This is a genomic window from Nonomuraea rhodomycinica, from assembly GCF_013363995.1.
Taxonomy (GTDB): domain Bacteria; phylum Actinomycetota; class Actinomycetes; order Streptosporangiales; family Streptosporangiaceae; genus Nonomuraea; species Nonomuraea rhodomycinica.
The window spans coordinates 418,083-432,935 of record NZ_JABWGO010000003.1 but is presented as its reverse complement, the minus strand read 5'-3'; the positions used below and the strand labels follow the sequence as shown (position 1 = coordinate 432,935).

The following is a 14,853-nucleotide window of genomic DNA, read 5'->3' as shown; positions in this document are numbered from 1 at the left end:
ACGTAGCGGTAGTTCACGTTGACCGGCACGGCGCGGATCTTGAGCGCGGCGAGGACGGCCGCGCGTCGGGGCTGATCAGGGCCCGGCGCTCGCCCATCGTGGCGGCGAGGGCCTCGAACAGGTCGGCGTGGTTGAACTCCATCAGGGCACTCCCCCGTCCGGTGATCCCCATCGCGGGGAACGGCACCGCCGCGGGCGGCGGCGCCGCCGCGCAGCCGCCGACTAACCCTCGCCCGCTTGCCTAGCAAGCGCTTGATTGGGATCGTTCGGCACGCGGCCCCGCGCGGGCCGGACGACGCGCATGAGGGCGGCGGCGACGGCCGTGGCGGCCAGCAGCCCGGCGCCCAGCAGGACGGCCCAGCGGGCGGCCGACACGTGCCCGCCGCCCGCGCCCGTCCAGCCCGCCCCGGCTTCCAGGGCGCGCAGGTAGGCGCCGCCGAGGACGGCGGTGCCGAGCGTCGAGCCGGCCTGCTGGACGGCGTTGAGCAGCCCGGCGGCCGAGCCCGTCTCGTGGGGGCGGACCCGGGACAGGGCGGCGGTGAAGAACGGGGTGGTGAACAGGCCGTTGCCGGCGCCCGCGACGGCCAGCCCCGCCGCGACGATCGCGAGCGTCCCGGCGGTGCCGGCAGTTCCGGCGGTTCCGGCGGTCCCGGTGAACGCGGCGGTCGCGGACGGCTGGTAGGCGATGACGGTGACCGCCAAGCCCGCGAGCATGACCGCCAGCCCGGTGAACATCACCCGCCGCCCGTACCGGGGCACCAGGCTCGCCCCGGCGACCCAGGAGGCGATCCCCATCGCCGCCGACCAGGGCAGCAGGGCGAGCCCGGCGGTCAGCACGTCCTGACCGAGGCCGAGCTGGACCTCCAGGACCACCACCAGCGACAGGCCGTTCATCGCCGCGAAGAACAGGGCCGAGGTCGCCAGCGCGGCCGGGAAGCCGCGGTCGCGGAACAGGCTCACCTCCACCAGCCCCGCGCGCCCGGCCCGCGCCCGGCGGCGCTGCTGGAAGGCGAAGCCCACGAGGAGCACGACGCCCGCGACCGCCATGGCCCAGCCCTGCGCCGGCCCGCCGGCGGCGTCCTCCTGGATGAGGGGGAAGACGACCAGGCCGGTGCCCAGCGCCGCGATCACGGTCCCCGCCCAGTCGAGCCCGGGCCGCCCCGCCCCAGCGGACGCCTCCCGGCCCGCCCCAGCGGACGCCTCCCGGCCCGCCCCAGCGGGCGTCTCCCGGCCCGGGAGCAGCGGGACGGCGGCGAGCACGGCGGCGGCCAGCGGGACGTTGACCAGGAACGCCGCCCGCCACGACGACCCGAACAGGTCGGCGTGCGTGAGCACGGCGCCGAGCACGGGCCCGGCGACGGCGGCCAGCCCCATCACCGGCCCGATGCTCCCCATGGCCCGGGCCAGCTCGGCGCCGTCGAACATCGCCCGGATCAGCCCGATGGTCTGCGGGATCACCAGCGCCGCTGCGGCCCCCTGGACCGCGCGCAGGCCGATGAGCGTCCCCACGTCCGGCGCGAGCGCGCAGGCGGCCGACGCGAGCGCGAACCCGGCCACGCCCAGCGCGAACACCCGCCGCCGTCCGGCCAGGTCGCCCAGCCGCCCGCCGGTGATCAGCAGCACCGCGAACGGCAACGTGTAGGCGGCGTTGAACCAGGGGATGGCGGAGGCGTCGCCGCCCAGGTCGGCGCGGACGACCGGCGCGGCGACCGTGACGATCGTCGCGTCGAGCAGGTTCATGGCCTCGGCGACCAGCAGCGCGGCCAGCCCGGCCCAGCGCCGGCGACCGGCGCCACCGTCACGGTGGCGGCCGTCATGGTGGAGGAGCATCGCTCTCCCTCTTCCTCAGGTGCTCGTTCGTGCGGGAACAGGGTCGGGCGGGCGGGCGCGCGCCTTCCAGCCAAGTGGCATCAGGTGCGGATTTTCGCCGCGAACAGCCTCGAATGTGAGGAATCCTGGTCACATGGATGACGTGGATCGCGCGCTGGTGCACGCCCTGCACATCGACGGCCGGGCCCCGTTCAGCCGGGTCGCCGAGGTCCTGGGCGTGTCGCCGCAGACGGTGACGCGGCGCTACCGGCGGTTGCGCCGCGAGGCCGGGCTGCGCGTGGTGGGGCTGGCCGACCACGGCCGCTCGGGGCACACCCAGTGGGTGGTGCGCCTGAGCACCACGCCGGCCGCCGCCCGGCCCCTGGCCCACTCGCTGGCCCGCCGCGCCGACACCTCCTGGGTCAAGCTCACCTCCGGCGGCACGGAGATCTTCGCGATGGTCCACGCGCCCGACGCGACCAGCCCGCCCTTGCTGCACGACGTCCCCCGGCGGGCCGGCATCACCGCGGTCTCGGCCCACTGCGTGCTCCACACGTACCTGGGCGGGCCCGCCGCCTGGCACGGGCGCCTCCAGACCCTCGACCACGCGCAGCGGGAGCTGCTGCGCCCCGCCCTGCCCTCCGCCGGGAACCCGTCCGGCGGGAACCCGTCCGCTGGGAACCGGTCCGGCGGGAACCGGTCCGGCGGGAGTCCGCCCGCGGCCTCCGGTCCGCCCCGGCTGACGGGGGCGGACCACGCGCTGATCGACGCGCTCCGCCACGACGGCCGGGCGCCCCACGCCGACCTGGCCGCCGTCACCGGCTGGTCCCAGGCCACGGTGGCGCGCCGCCTGGCCGACCTGCGCGCCCGCGGCACCCTGTTCTTCGACGTGGAGATCGACGCCTCCGCGTACGGCGTCACGACCCAGGCCCTGCTGTGGATGGCGGTCGCGCCCGGCGACCTGGAACGGGTGGCCACCACCCTGGCCGGCCACCACGAGCTGGCCACGGTCATCGCCACGACCGGGGGCACGAACCTGCTCGCCTGCGCGCTGTGCTCGGGCCCCGCCGACCTGCACCGGTACCTCGTCCACCGGCTCGGCGCCGTCGGCGGCGTACGGACGCTGGAGACCGCCCCCGTCCACGCCACGCTCAAGGCGGCCGGCCACCTCCCCGCCGACGGGACGCGTTTGGCCCGGACAGGGTGGGCAGGTGCGTGAGGCAGACCGGGGCGGACGTTCGAGGAGGAGCGGCATGACCGAGCAGCAAGACGTGATCAGCGTGCTGGTGACCGACCACCGCGAGGTGGAGCAGATGTTCGCGGAGCTGGAGACGATGGTCGGCGCCGTCGACGAGCGGCCGAAGACGCTGGCCGAGCAGGTCGTCATCGAGCTCGTACGCCACTCGGTGGCCGAGGAGGCGTACCTGTACCCGGCGGTGCGCAAGTTCGTCGAGGGCGGCGACGAGCTGGCCGATCACGAGATCGCCGAGCACGCCGAGGCCGAGGAGACCATGAAGCGGCTGGAGGCGCTGGAGCCGCGCGACGAGGACTTCTGGCCCGTCATGCAGAAGCTGATGCGGGAGATCCGCCACCACGTCCAGGAGGAGGAGGGGGACCTGTTCCCGAAGCTGCGGGCGTCCTGCCCCGCGGAGGAGCTCACCGAGCTGGGGGCCAAGGTGGAGCGGGCCAAGAAGGTGGCACCCACCCGGCCTCACCCGTCCGCGCCGGACAAGCCGCCGTTCAACAAGCTGCTGGCGCCCGGGGCGGGCCTGGTGGACCGCCTGAGGGACGCCCTCACCGGCCGCGGCAAGTCCTGACCTGACCGGCCCGGGGTGACCCCCCGGGTTGGCATCCCCCGAACGGGGACATCTATAGTCCCGGTATGCACATGGGCGAAGGAGTCGAGTGGGGCCTGCACTGCTGCGTGACCCTGGCCTGGCTGCGTGACGAGGGGCCGGTGTCGATCCGCAAGCTGGCCGCCTGGTTCGACCTGCCGCAGGAGTACCTGAAGAAGCGCCTGCAGGCCCTCACCCGGGCCGGCATCCTGGCCTCCACGCCGGGGGTCAAGGGCGGCTTCTCCCTGGCCCGGCCGCCGGAGCGGATCACCCTCATGGACGTCGTCACCGCCCTGCAGGGGCCGCTGGAGCCGTTCCGCTGCGACGAGATCCGGCAGCGGGGCGTGGGCGGCGAGGGCGCCGGGAACGAGTTCGCCCGCCCGTGCGGGATCGCGACCGCGATGCGCCGCGCCGAGCTGGCCTGGCGGCGGGAGCTGGCCGCCCAGACGATCGCCGACCTGATGGCGCACGCCCCGGCGGGCGCCGCGCGCACCCGCCGCAACTACAGCCGCATGACCGGCTGACGCCGCCCCGCCGAGGACCGCCCCCGCACGCCACCTCACCCCTCCGCGCCGGAGCCGACCCCGCGCCACCTCAGCCCTCCGCGCCGGAGCCGACGCCGCGCCGCCTCGCCGCCCGCTTCTCCCCTCCGGATCCGACTCGGCCTGTCCGGCGCATCGCCCGCCCCGGTCCCCCGCCGCCCCAGAAAGGAAACAGGGATGTCAGATGTCCTGGTTGTTCGCGCCCCCTACCGCCTCCGCCGGACGCTGATCCTCGCGCTCGGCACGTTCGCCGTCGGCACCGACGCGTACGTGGTGGCCGGGTTCCTGCCCGCCATGGCCCGCTCCCTCGGCGTCTCCGAAAGCGCCGCCGGGCAGAGCGCCACCGCCTTCGCCGTCACCTACGCCGTGCTCTCCCCCGTCCTGGCCACGCTCACCTCCCGCCTCCCGCGCCGCCCGCTCCTCGTCGGCGCGCTGCTGCTCCTCGCGCTGGCCAACCTCGGCTCGGCGCTCGCGCCCGGCTACGCGGCGCTGATGGCCACGCGCATGGCGGCCGCCGCCGGCGCGGCCGTCTTCACGCCGAACGCGGGCGCCGTGGCCGCCGCGCTGGTCGCGCCCGAGCGGCGGGCCCGCGCGCTGGCCGTGGTGGTGGGCGGCCTGACCGTCGCCACCGCCGTCGGCGTCCCCCTCGGCAACCTCGCGGGCCGGCTGCTGGACTGGCGCTCGGCCCTCGGGCTCGTGGCCGCGCTCTGCCTGCTCGCCGCGGCCGGGGTGCGCGTCGCCCTGCCGCCGCTGCCGGGCCACCCGCGGGTGCCGTTGCGCGAGCGGCTGGCGACGCTGCGCCGCCCCGGCGTGGTCGCCGTGCTGCCGCTGACCGTGCTCGGCCTGGCCGGCAGCTACGGCCTGTACGCGTACACCGTCCCGCTGCTGCGCGCCCTCGGCGCGGGGCCGGCCGCGGAGACCTGGCTGCTGTTCGTGTACGGCGCCGGGGCGGTGGCCGGGAACGCCGTGGCCGGCACGGCGGTGGACCGGCGCGGCCCGGTCCCGGTCCTGGCCACCGGGTACGCGGCGATCGCGGGCTCGCTGGCCGCGCTGGCCTGGGCGGCGCACGCCGGCATGACGTGGCTCCCGCTGACCGCGCTGCTGCTGGCGGCGTGGGGCGCGAGCACCTGGTCGCAGACCCCGGCGCAGCAGGTGCGGCTGATCGCGGCGGCGCCGCGGGAGACCGCCGTCGTCGTCGGGCTCAACGCCTCCGCGATGTACGCGGGCATCGCCCTGGGCACCGCCCTCGGCGGCGTCCTGCTCCCCGCGGGCCCGGCGGTCGCGCTCGCCGTCCACGCCGCGCTGGCCGTGGCGGCCCTCGGGTACCTGCTCGCCACGCGCCGCCACCGCTGAACGCCCGATGATCTCGCCGTCGATCATCGGTGGCGCGGAAAAACGCCCAGTATTAGGTTTGTTTGCCGACAGATACCGACACATGAGGAGAATGTCGTGGCCGACGAGGCGCCTCTCCCCCGGATCGACATCACCAGGCCGCACCAGGCGCGGGTGTGGAATTACTGGCTGGGCGGAAAGGACAACTACCCGGTCGACCGCGAACTCGCCGCCCAACTGCGCGAGGTCTATCCAGGCATGGAGGACATCGCCCGGCACACCCGGGCGTTCCTGGGGCGCGCAGTGCGTTATCTCGCCGAAGAGGCAGGAATACGACAATTTCTGGATATCGGTACGGGGCTGCCGACCGTGGACAACACCCATGAGGTCGCGCAGCGGGTGGACCCGAGCTGCCGCATCGTGTACGTCGACAACGACCCCCTCGTACTCGTCCACGCCCAGGCGCTGCTCACCAGCCACCCCCTCGGCGCCTGCGACTACATCGAGGCCGACGTGCGCGACCCGGACGCCATCCTGGACTTCGCCGCCAAGACCCTGGACCTCACCCGCCCGACCGCGCTCATGCTCCTCGGCGTGATGGGCACGATCTTCGACGACGACCACGCGTACCGGCTGGTCGGGCATCTGATGGACGCGCTGGCCCCGGGCAGCTACCTGGTGTTCGAGGACGGCACCAACACGGTCAACCCCGACGCCGCCGCCGAGGCCGAGCGCATGCGCGACGAGGGCAAGGTCTACTCCTACCGGCTGCGCGCCCCCGGCGAGATCGGCCGGTTCTTCGACGGGCTGGAGCTGGTGGAGCCCGGCGTCGTGTCGGTGTCGCGCTGGCGGGTCGAGGCGGGCGTGTTCGGCGTGCCGGACGAGGTGGACGCCTTCTGCGGCGTGGGCCGCAAGCCCTGACCCGGCCTCCGGCCTCGACCGTCAGGCCGTTCCCGCCGTCAGATCGTGGCGGCGGCGAGCATCCGCAGGATGGCCGGCGTCGCCGCCGAGGGCCGCGCGTGCAGCACGAGCTGGTCCAGCAGATGCTGGTACGGCAGGGCGTCCTGCTTGCGGGTGAGGTACTGCGCCCCGGCGATCTGCTCCAGGTAGACGACGTCGTCCAGCCCGGCGGGGGCGAAGCGCAGGACCGTGACCGGGCCGACGCCGCCGACCGGGCCGCCGGAGCTGAACGTGAGCACCTGGATCGTGACGTGCGGCAGCTCGGCCAGCCTCGCCAGGTGCTCCAACTGGGCGCGCATCGTCTCCGGCGGGGCCACCTCGCGGCGCAGGGCGCCCTCGTCTATCACCGCCCACAGCTTCGGCGGGGCCGCGGACCTGAGGATCTGCTGGCGGCGCAGGCGCACCTGGACCCGGCGCTCGACCTCCTCGACCGGCTCCCGCTCGCGTCCCTGCTGGATCACCGCGCGGGCGTAGTCCTCGGTCTGCAGCAGGCCGGGCACGTACTGGATCTCGTACGTGCGGATCAGCGACGCGTCGCGCTCCAGCCCGAGGTAGTCCTCGAACCAGTAGGGCACCACGTCGCGGTAGTCCTGCCACCAGGCGGGGGCGTTGGCCTGCTCGGCCATCGCCAGCAGCGTCGCCCGCTCGGAGTCGTCCGCGCCGTACAGGGTGAGCAGGTCGGCCACGTCGCGCAGCTTGAACCCGGTGCGGCCGAGCTCCAGACGGCTGATCTTGGAATGGGAGCCCCGGATGAGGTATCCGGCCTCCTCGCGGCTGATGTTGCGGGCCTCCCGCAGCCGGCGCAGGTGCGCGCCCACCAGGATGCGCAGCGCGGTCGGCCCGGAATGGCGGGGAATCCGGCCCGCAATTCCGGTGTCCGGGACTCCGGCCACGTCGCCCCTGTCCCGAGCAGTCGACATAATGCTCCAAAATTAGCAAATCGCGGCAGCCCGACCGATCCATCCTGCCACGCCTTCCGGTCGCGTGCCATTTCCGCGCGCACGGGCATTTCCCCGCAATGCACGCAGCCGCCACGACTAGGCCATGCGCACAATCGGGCGATGAACCATTTATCCGGCAAAAAGCCCGCATGATCGTCCGCTATGTGGCTTGTGCCCGGGCTTCGTGGACGGCTCCGCGACCGTTACAGGGGACACGCCGCAAAACCGCAGGCCATCCCGTATCTCTCGCCGACATCGCGCGGGCCGTCACCGGGATGCGATCTTCGATCTGTCCTTCGCCTCGCCTCTGATCAGGCACGACGGCCCGACCGGGGCGATGGACCGATTGGAGTGGAGATGCCCCGACCCACCGCGCGGACGATCAAGGCGGCGACGGCCGTGAGCGCACTGGCCTCACTCGTGGCCCTGGCGGGACCGGCCGAGGCGGCCTCGGCCCGCCCGCCCCTGCCCTCCCGCACGGACACGGCCTTCCAGAACGAATGCCTCACGGCCCACAACGCCTACCGGGCACGCCACGGGGCGCCGAACCTCACGACCGACCAGGCCCTCGTCGCCTACGCCAAACAGCGGGCGGACCAGATAACCCGCTACGACGGCCTGGAGGGCACCCGCAGCCAGCCGGCGTCACGGCAGTACGGCCAGAACGTCCACTGGTACCGGTCCTTCACGCCGGGCCGGACGGCGTCCTGCACGGCCGCCGTCAAGAGCTGGTACGACGGCGGCCGCACCTACGACTTCGCCCACCCCGGCTTCTCCACGCGCACGGGCTCCTTCACCCAGGTGGTCTGGAAGGGCACGACCAAGGTCGGCTGCGCCCAGGCCACGGGACAGGGGCCCAGCGTGTACGAGACCTATGTCGTCTGCGCGTACCAGGCTCCGGGCAACGTCACGGGCCGCTACCGGGAGAACGTCCTGCCGCGGAGGTGACCCCGCCCACCGGCCCGCCCGGGGGGAGCGCCCGTCCCGCGGGGGCGGGCGCCTTCCCGCCTCCCGCGGCGAGCCGCCGGCGGCCGGCCTCCGGCGGTCGTCCCGCAGCCGCCAGAACCGCCGGAGGCCCCACGGCGTCCCGCAGCCGCCAGAACCGCCGGAGGCCCCACGGCGTCCCGCAGCCGCCAGAACCGCCGGAGACCTCACGGCGTCCCTCGGCCGCCGCCCGCCGGAGCGGTGGCCTCAGGCTCGGGGATGTTCCTGGAGGTAGCGGCTCCAGGTGATGGCGCCCGCGGGCGTCGCGCGGGTGGTGAGGTGGCCGCCGCGGAAGGCGACGCCCAGCCTGCCGGGCAGCCGGACCCGCACGACGGGCCGCCGCACCCGGCGCGCGGCCAGCCACTGCCGGGCCGCCTCCTCCATGGTCACGACCTCCGGACCGCCGAAGTCCTCCGCCCGGCCGCTCGGCCCCTCCCCCAGCCGCCGGACGAGCCGGTCCGCCACGTCCCGCACGTCCACCGGCTGCGCCTTGACCGCCGGGTCGACGACCAGCAGCCCCGCCCGGGCCACCAGGCCGAACGCCTGGTCCACGAACGCGTGGAACTGCGCGGCCCGCACGACCGACCACGGCACCCCGCCCGCCCGCACGACCTCCTCGGTGCGTACCTTCGTCCCGAAGTAGCCCCAGGGCACCCGGTCCGCCCCGATGATCGAGGTGTAGAGCAGGTGCCCCACGCCGGCCTCCCGGGCCGCCTCGCACAGCCGCCGCGTGCCCTCCACCTCGACCCGCTCGGTGTACTTGCCCTTGTACGGCGCCGACGCCAGATGGATCACCGCGCCGGCGCCGTCCAGCGCCTCGGCCAGCCCCCGCCCGGTGGTCAGGTCCGCCACCACCCAGGTCGCGCCGCCGCCCGAGCGTGGAGCGCGGCTCATGGCCCGCACCTCGTACCCGGCCTCGGCGAGCTTCGGCACCACGGCCCCGCCCAGCCTGCCGGTCGCGCCGGTCACCAAGACGGTTCCTCCCACGCGCACCCCTCCCAGAGCGTCCTCGATCACGTCGCCCGGACTCCGTGTCCTCCATCGCGTCACGGTCCTCGATCGCGACGCGCCGGCACCCACGCTAGGAGGCGGGGACCGAGCCCCCGCGACCGCCCCCGGACGCGCACGCGCCCGTCAACCCGGCCCGCCTCTGGACCCGGATGCGCCCGTCAACCCGGCCCACCCCCGGGGTCGGCCGCGTCCAGGGCCGCGACCAGGCCCAGCAGCCCCGTGACGAGGTCGTCCCCCAGGCGGCGCCAGGCCGCGGCGGCGTCGTCCGGCCCCACGCGGCCCGCGGCCCGCCCGGCCGCCAGGTCCGTCTCCAGCTCGGCGCACATGTGCACGACGAGCTGGCGCGTCATGGCCTCCCGGCGGGCGGTCGCGCCGCCGTCGTCGCACGGCCCCCGGCCGCCATCGTCGCGCGGTTCCCGACCACCGCCTTCGCGCGGCACGGCCCGCTCCGCGCGCATGGCGTCGTACAGGCGGCGCAGGGACGGCGTCTCCAGGTGCGTGCGCACGGCGTGCTCGCGCAGCGCGGGCTCGACCGCGATCTGGGCGAGGAAGCGCGCGTACCAGGACGGGGTGCCGAGCTCGATCTGGTGCTCCACGCGGGGCAGGACGGCGCAGCGGAGCCGGTCGCGCGGCGACATCCGCGCGGGGTCGCCGAGCGCGGTCATCATGGCCAGCCGGTGCCGTTCGATCGCCGCGGCGTGCTCGGCCAGGACGGCCTCGATGAGGGCGTCGCGCCCGGCGAAGTGGTACTGCACGGCGGAGTTGTTGCGCTGCCCGGCGGCCTCGCCGATCTGCCGGATGGACACGCCGGCGAGGCCGCGGGTGGCGTAGAGCCGCTCGGCGGCGCGCATGATGAGGCTCCGCGCGGCGGCCGAGCGGGGCGAGCTCACACCGTCCGCCGCCCGCTCACCAGGCGACCCAGACGTTCTCCAGGCCGCCCGACAGCAGCCCGGTGCGCAGGCGCAGGGCCTCGGCGCCGTCGCGCAGGCGCAGGCCGGGCAGCCGGCGGACCAGCGTGCCGAGCACGACCTGCAGCTCCAGGCGGGCCAGCGGCTGGCCGAGGCAGTAGTGCGGGCCGGCGCCGAAGGTGAGGTGCTGGTTGGCGTTGTCGCGGTGCGGGTCGAACCGCTCGGGGTCGGCGAACTTGCGCGGGTCGCGGTTGGCGGCGGGGCGGCACGGGATCAGCGTGCTCCCGGCGGGCACCTCGACCCCGGCGATGTCGAGGTCCTCGCCGGCGACGCGGGGGAAGCCGACCACGCTCAGTGTGCTGTCGAGGCGCAGCACCTCCTCGACCGTGCCGGGGATGAGGCCGGGGTCGTCGATGACCGCCTGGTAGCGCTCGGGCTCGGCCAGCAGCATCGCGACCATGATGGCGATCATGTTCGAGGTGGTCTCGTGCCCGGCCAGCAGCAGCGCCCGCACGGTGGCGATCAGCTCCTCGTGGCTGAGCCGGCCGTCCTCGCTGTCGGAGATCTGGGTCAGCTCGCTGAGCAGGTCGTCGCCGGGCTCGGCGCGCCGCGCGGCCACCAGGTCGGAGACGTACGCGTCGAACTCCTCGTACGCCTGCTGCACCTCCTCCTGCGTGTGGCGGGTGAGGGTGAGCATGACCCGCGACCAGTGCGCGAATCTGTCCTGGTCCTCGGCCGGGGCGCCGACCAGCGCGCAGATGACCCGCACCGGCAGGGGCAGGCCCAGCCGGACCGAGAGGTCGGCCGGGGACCCGGAGGCCAGCAGGTCGTCCACCAGCTCGTCGCACATGGCCTGCACACGGGGCCGCCACGCCTCCATCCGGCGGATGGTGAAGGACGGGCTGAGCAGCCGCCGCCACCGGCGGTGGCCCTCGCCCTGGGTGATGGTCATGGTGTTGCGGGCGAACAGGCCGCCGTCCTGCGTGGTCGCGATCCGCGCGGCGTCCTGGCCGCCGCGCCGGAAGCGGGGGTCGGTGAGCAGGGCGCGCACGTCGTCGTAGCGGGTGACGAGCTGGGCGGTGTCGCCGCTGGGCAGCCGGACGTGCGCCACGGGGCACGTGTCCTGCAGCTCGCTCCACTCGCGCGGCGGGCGCAGGGCCTCCTCCCGGTCGAAGGGGTAGGTGGGCACGGACTCGGTCATGACGCCCCCTCAAGTCGATGTCGGGTCGATCTTGACGCTAAGGCAGCCGCCTTAATAAGGCAATCGCCTTAACCGCAGAAAATCGTTTCGATCAGGGCGGGACCCGTACGGTATGATCACGTTGGCCGGCAGAGCGCCCAGCGGACACGAGGAACGATGTCGAGCATCAAAGAGGTCGCCCGCCTCGCCGGAGTCTCCGTGGGCACCGTCAGCAACGTGCTCAACCGTCCCGAACTCGTGGCGCAGGAGACCCGGGTGCGGGTGCAGGCGGCGGTGGCCCAGCTCGGCTACGTGCGCAACGGCTCGGCGCGCCACCTGCGGGCCGGGCGCAGCCGGACCATCGGCGTCGTGGCGCTCGACCTGTCCAACCCGTTCGTCATCGACGTGCTGCGCGGCGTGGAGGCCGCGGCGGAGACCGCCGACCTCAACGTCATGGTGGTCAACAGCAGCAAGGACGCCGCGCGCGAGGCGCGGCTGCTGGAGATGTTCGAGGAGGAGCGGCCCTTCGGCGTGCTGATCACGCCGGTGAACGCCGAGGGACAGGACCGGCGGCTGGGCCGGCTCGTGGCGCGCGGCATCCCGGTGGTCGTGTTCGACAACTCCTCGCGGCAGGGCCGGGGCTGCGCGGTCGCGGCCGACGACGTCCTCGGCGGCCGGCTGGCCGGCCTGCACCTGCGGGAGCGGGGGCATCGCCACATCGCGTTCGCGGGCGGGCCGTTCACCGTCCGCCAGGTGGAGGAGCGCCACCAGGGGCTGGCGGGCGCGATGGCGCCCGGCGACCGGCTGACCGTCATCGCGCTGCCGGACCTGACCGTCGCCACCGGCCGCACCGCCGGCGAGGAGGTGGCCGGCATGTCCCGCGCCGACCGCCCCACGGCGGTCTTCTGCGCGAACGACCTGGTCGCACTGGGCGTGCTCCAGGAGCTGACGCGGCACGGCCTGCGGGTGCCGGACGACGTGGCGATCCTGGGCTACGACGACATCGACTTCGCCGCGGCGGCGGCCGTGCCGCTGTCGTCGATCCGGCAGCCGCGCGAGCAGCTCGGCCACACGGCCGCGCTCATGCTCCTGGAGGAGGCCAACCAGCCGGACTTCCACGAGCACCGCCAGGTCATCTTCCAGCCCGACCTGGTCGAGCGGGCGTCCACCGCCCGCACCCGCTGACGAGCGCCCACCGCGTCCGCGTCTCCCGCCGCTAGCCCCGGGCGCACCCGATGTGCGGGTATCGCTACACGGCGCGGTTCTCCCAGGCCCAGGCGGCGATCTCGACCCGGTTGCGGGCGCCGAGCTTGGCCAGCACGCCGGCGATGTGCCCCTTGACCGTGCTCAGCGAGATGGACAGCTCCGCGGCGATCTCCTGGTTGGTGCGCCCCCGGGCGACCGCCCGCACCACCTCGGCCTCTCGTTCCGACAGAGCCCGTACGGGCCTCCGCCCGGGGCCGTGCCCGGTGCCCGCGAGGCGGCTCAGCAGCCGCAGCGTGACCGACGGCGAGATGAGCGCGTCCCCGGCGTGCGCCGCCCGCACGGCCTCCACCAGTAGGGCGGGGCCCGCGTCCTTCAGCACGAACCCGGCCGCCCCGCCGAGCAGCGCCCCGTGGACGTACGCGTCCAGGTCGAACGTCGTGACGACCACCACCCGCAGCGGGTCCGGCACGCCGGGGCCGGCCAGGGCGCGGGTGACGGCGACGCCGTCGAGGCGGGGCATCTGCACGTCCACGAGGCACACGTCGGGGCGCAGCTCGCGGGCCAGCGCGACCGCCTCCTCGCCGTCGGCGGCCTCGGCCACCACGCTGACGCCCGGCTCGTCCTCCAGGATGATCCGCAGGCTGGCGCGGACCATCGCCTGGTCGTCGGCCAGCAGCACCCTGATCGTCATCGGCGCCCGCGCGCGGGGACGGGCAGGGTGGCCCGCACGGCCCAGCCGGCGCCCCGCGGGCGCGGACCGGCGGTGAGCGTGCCGCCGAGGGCGTCCAGGCGTTCCCGCATGCCGACCAGGCCGTACCCGCCGCCTCGCGCGCCTGCTCCGAGGCCGCCGCCCGCGCCGCCCCGGCGCAGGCGGCGGGCGGGGACGGGCGGGGCGTCGTCGGCCACCTCGACGGTGATCACGCCGTGGTCCTCGGCCACGGTGACCGAGACGGAGCCGGCGTGGGGGGCGTGGCGGGAGACGTTCGTGAGGGACTCCTGGACGATCCGGTAGACGGTGGTGGCGACCTCGGGCGGCCATCCGGGCTCGCCCTCGGGGAGCCGCAGGCGTACGGGAGGGCCGGTGAAGCGCCGCACCAGCTCGCCGAGCCGCTCCCCGTGGGGGGAGACGGCGGCGGGAGCGGGCGCCGGGGAGGGGGTGTCGTCGCGCAGGAGCCCGACGACGCGGCGGGCCCCGGCGAGGGCGTCGGAGCCGGCGGCCTCGATACCGGCCAGGCAGGCGTCCACCCCGTCGGGGCGCCGGCGGGCCACGAGCCGGGCGGCCTGGGTCTGGAGCACCACGCTGGTGACGTGGTGGGCGACGACGTCGTGCAGCTCCCTGGCCAGCCGGAGGCGTTCGTCCCGGCGTACCCGCTCCATGGCGGCCCGGCGGCGGGCGCGGAGCAGGCGCGCGCCCAGCGCGAGGCCGGTGGCGGCGAGCCAGGCCAGGCCGTACAGCTCGGCCACGGTCGCGTGCGCGGCGGAGGCGGCGAACGCGAGCACCGCGACGGCGAGTCCTCCCGCCGCGACCGCGCCCGCCTGCCGCCGCGGGAGGGCCCGGACGGCGGAGCCGATGAGGACGGCCAGCGCGAGCGCCATGGCCGGGCCGGGCTCGGCGGGCAGGTGCGCGAGACGGGCGGTCAGGACGGCCGCCGCGGCGACGGCCAGGCCGGCGGCGGCCGCCCGGGCGCGATGCCCGCGGCGCAGCAGCGCGATGACGCACACCACCGTCCCGGCGGCGCACCCGAACCACCACGCGCCGCCGCCCCAGCTCCCCGCGATCCGGTACGCCACGTAGCCCGCCGTCAGGGCGAACACCGCCGCGAGGCCCGCGTCCATCGCCGCCCGGCGACGTTCCTGAGGCGTCCGCTCCCGCACGTCGCCCCGGCCGGCCCCGCGCGGGTCGTCCGGCTGGGCGGACGCGCGCAGGTCCGCACCCGGATCGTCCGGCCTGGCAGACGTGGGCAGGTCCCCGCCCGGATCCTCCGGCCCCGCGAGCGCGTGCGGGTCCTCACCAGCGGCCTCGGGCCGGGCGGGCGCGTCGGGAGCCGGGCGGTCGGGCCGCGGATGACCGGGGCCGGGATCGCCGGGGCGTGGTGAGGCGGAGCGGAGGCCGTCCGGGGCGGGCACGGCGTTCAGGTTAGGGAC

At 75.5% G+C, this 14,853-nt stretch carries 15 protein-coding genes; 7 read left to right on the top strand and 8 right to left on the bottom strand.

Annotated features, from left to right (window positions below; genetic code table 11):
- Positions 1 to 13: 13 nt before the first annotated feature.
- Together HT134_RS47015 and HT134_RS17775 are read right to left on the bottom strand one after the other, a co-directional pair.
- On the bottom strand, positions 14 to 142 hold the full coding sequence (locus HT134_RS47015; protein ID WP_281387536.1) for a hypothetical protein: 129 nt from the start codon (positions 140 to 142) through the stop codon (positions 14 to 16).
- An 80-nt stretch (positions 143 to 222) separates the two neighbouring features.
- Positions 223 to 1,830, bottom strand: a complete 1,608-nt coding sequence (locus HT134_RS17775) for an MFS transporter (protein WP_175601478.1) — start codon at positions 1,828 to 1,830, stop codon at positions 223 to 225.
- Positions 1,831 to 1,963: 133 nt separating this feature from the next.
- Between HT134_RS17775 and HT134_RS17770 the strand changes: the two genes are divergently transcribed.
- The 5 genes from HT134_RS17770 (at position 1,964) to HT134_RS17750 (ending at position 6,439) form a co-directional block, all read left to right on the top strand.
- On the top strand, positions 1,964 to 3,028 hold the full coding sequence (locus HT134_RS17770) for an Lrp/AsnC family transcriptional regulator (RefSeq protein ID WP_175601477.1): 1,065 nt from the start codon (positions 1,964 to 1,966) through the stop codon (positions 3,026 to 3,028).
- A gap of 34 nt (positions 3,029 to 3,062) precedes the next feature.
- On the top strand, positions 3,063 to 3,626 hold the full coding sequence (locus tag HT134_RS17765; RefSeq protein ID WP_175601476.1) for a hemerythrin domain-containing protein: 564 nt from the start codon (positions 3,063 to 3,065) through the stop codon (positions 3,624 to 3,626).
- A gap of 65 nt (positions 3,627 to 3,691) precedes the next feature.
- On the top strand, positions 3,692 to 4,168 hold the full coding sequence (locus HT134_RS17760; RefSeq protein ID WP_175601475.1) for an RrF2 family transcriptional regulator: 477 nt from the start codon (positions 3,692 to 3,694) through the stop codon (positions 4,166 to 4,168).
- Between the two features lie 195 nt (positions 4,169 to 4,363).
- Positions 4,364 to 5,539 (top strand): MFS transporter, encoded by a 1,176-nt coding sequence (locus HT134_RS17755; protein WP_175601474.1) that lies wholly within the window; start codon positions 4,364 to 4,366, stop codon positions 5,537 to 5,539.
- Positions 5,540 to 5,635: 96 nt separating this feature from the next.
- Positions 5,636 to 6,439 carry an SAM-dependent methyltransferase gene (locus HT134_RS17750; protein WP_175601473.1) on the top strand — a complete coding sequence of 268 codons (804 nt, stop codon included), beginning with the start codon at positions 5,636 to 5,638 and terminating at the stop codon, positions 6,437 to 6,439.
- Positions 6,440 to 6,477: 38 nt separating this feature from the next.
- Here the strand turns inward: HT134_RS17750 and HT134_RS17745 are convergent, their stop codons facing one another.
- Positions 6,478 to 7,398, bottom strand: coding sequence for a Sco1979 family transcriptional regulator (locus HT134_RS17745; RefSeq protein WP_175601472.1), 921 nt, complete (start codon positions 7,396 to 7,398; stop codon positions 6,478 to 6,480).
- Between the two features lie 378 nt (positions 7,399 to 7,776).
- On the opposite strand from HT134_RS17745, the gene HT134_RS17740 reads away from it, so the two are divergent.
- Positions 7,777 to 8,367: a CAP family protein gene (locus HT134_RS17740; RefSeq protein ID WP_175601471.1), complete on the top strand. Its 591-nt coding sequence runs from the start codon at positions 7,777 to 7,779 to the stop codon at positions 8,365 to 8,367.
- A 243-nt stretch (positions 8,368 to 8,610) separates the two neighbouring features.
- Here the strand turns inward: HT134_RS17740 and HT134_RS17735 are convergent, their stop codons facing one another.
- From HT134_RS17735 to HT134_RS17725, 3 genes are all read right to left on the bottom strand, one after another.
- Positions 8,611 to 9,390 carry an SDR family oxidoreductase gene (locus tag HT134_RS17735; RefSeq protein WP_217707979.1) on the bottom strand — a complete coding sequence of 260 codons (780 nt, stop codon included), beginning with the start codon at positions 9,388 to 9,390 and terminating at the stop codon, positions 8,611 to 8,613.
- A 182-nt stretch (positions 9,391 to 9,572) separates the two neighbouring features.
- Entirely contained in the window at positions 9,573 to 10,265 is a 693-nt protein-coding gene (locus HT134_RS17730; RefSeq protein ID WP_175601470.1) for a TetR/AcrR family transcriptional regulator, read from the bottom strand.
- Between the two features lie 55 nt (positions 10,266 to 10,320).
- On the bottom strand, positions 10,321 to 11,523 hold the full coding sequence (locus HT134_RS17725; protein ID WP_175601469.1) for a cytochrome P450: 1,203 nt from the start codon (positions 11,521 to 11,523) through the stop codon (positions 10,321 to 10,323).
- A gap of 156 nt (positions 11,524 to 11,679) precedes the next feature.
- Here HT134_RS17725 and HT134_RS17720 point away from each other — a divergent pair, with 156 nt between their 5' ends.
- Positions 11,680 to 12,687, top strand: a complete 1,008-nt coding sequence (locus HT134_RS17720; protein WP_175601468.1) for a LacI family DNA-binding transcriptional regulator — start codon at positions 11,680 to 11,682, stop codon at positions 12,685 to 12,687.
- Positions 12,688 to 12,751: 64 nt separating this feature from the next.
- Here the strand turns inward: HT134_RS17720 and HT134_RS17715 are convergent, their stop codons facing one another.
- A complete protein-coding gene (locus HT134_RS17715; protein ID WP_175601467.1) occupies positions 12,752 to 13,399 on the bottom strand; it encodes a response regulator in 648 nt (215 codons plus the stop codon).
- A complete protein-coding gene (locus tag HT134_RS17710) occupies positions 13,396 to 14,835 on the bottom strand; it encodes a sensor histidine kinase (protein ID WP_312888197.1) in 1,440 nt (479 codons plus the stop codon). The genes HT134_RS17715 and HT134_RS17710 overlap by 4 nt, the downstream gene beginning before the upstream one ends.
- Positions 14,836 to 14,853: the final 18 nt, after the last annotated feature.

Bases quoted from the DNA above. Each gene is read 5' to 3' on its own strand.
- HT134_RS47015 (WP_281387536.1), bottom strand. From the start codon at position 142: ATGGAGTTCAACCACGCCGACCTGTTCGAGGCCCTCGCCGCCACGATG.
- HT134_RS17775 (WP_175601478.1), bottom strand. From the start codon at position 1,830: ATGCTCCTCCACCATGACGGCCGCCACCGTGACGGTGGCGCCGGTCGC.
- HT134_RS17770 (WP_175601477.1), top strand. From the start codon at position 1,964: ATGGATGACGTGGATCGCGCGCTGGTGCACGCCCTGCACATCGACGGC.
- HT134_RS17765 (WP_175601476.1), top strand. From the start codon at position 3,063: ATGACCGAGCAGCAAGACGTGATCAGCGTGCTGGTGACCGACCACCGC.
- HT134_RS17760 (WP_175601475.1), top strand. From the start codon at position 3,692: ATGCACATGGGCGAAGGAGTCGAGTGGGGCCTGCACTGCTGCGTGACC.
- HT134_RS17755 (WP_175601474.1), top strand. From the start codon at position 4,364: ATGTCAGATGTCCTGGTTGTTCGCGCCCCCTACCGCCTCCGCCGGACG.
- HT134_RS17745 (WP_175601472.1), bottom strand. From the start codon at position 7,398: ATGTCGACTGCTCGGGACAGGGGCGACGTGGCCGGAGTCCCGGACACC.
- HT134_RS17740 (WP_175601471.1), top strand. From the start codon at position 7,777: ATGCCCCGACCCACCGCGCGGACGATCAAGGCGGCGACGGCCGTGAGC.
- HT134_RS17730 (WP_175601470.1), bottom strand. From the start codon at position 10,265: ATGCGCGCCGCCGAGCGGCTCTACGCCACCCGCGGCCTCGCCGGCGTG.
- HT134_RS17725 (WP_175601469.1), bottom strand. From the start codon at position 11,523: ATGACCGAGTCCGTGCCCACCTACCCCTTCGACCGGGAGGAGGCCCTG.
- HT134_RS17720 (WP_175601468.1), top strand. From the start codon at position 11,680: ATGTCGAGCATCAAAGAGGTCGCCCGCCTCGCCGGAGTCTCCGTGGGC.
- HT134_RS17715 (WP_175601467.1), bottom strand. From the start codon at position 13,399: ATGACGATCAGGGTGCTGCTGGCCGACGACCAGGCGATGGTCCGCGCC.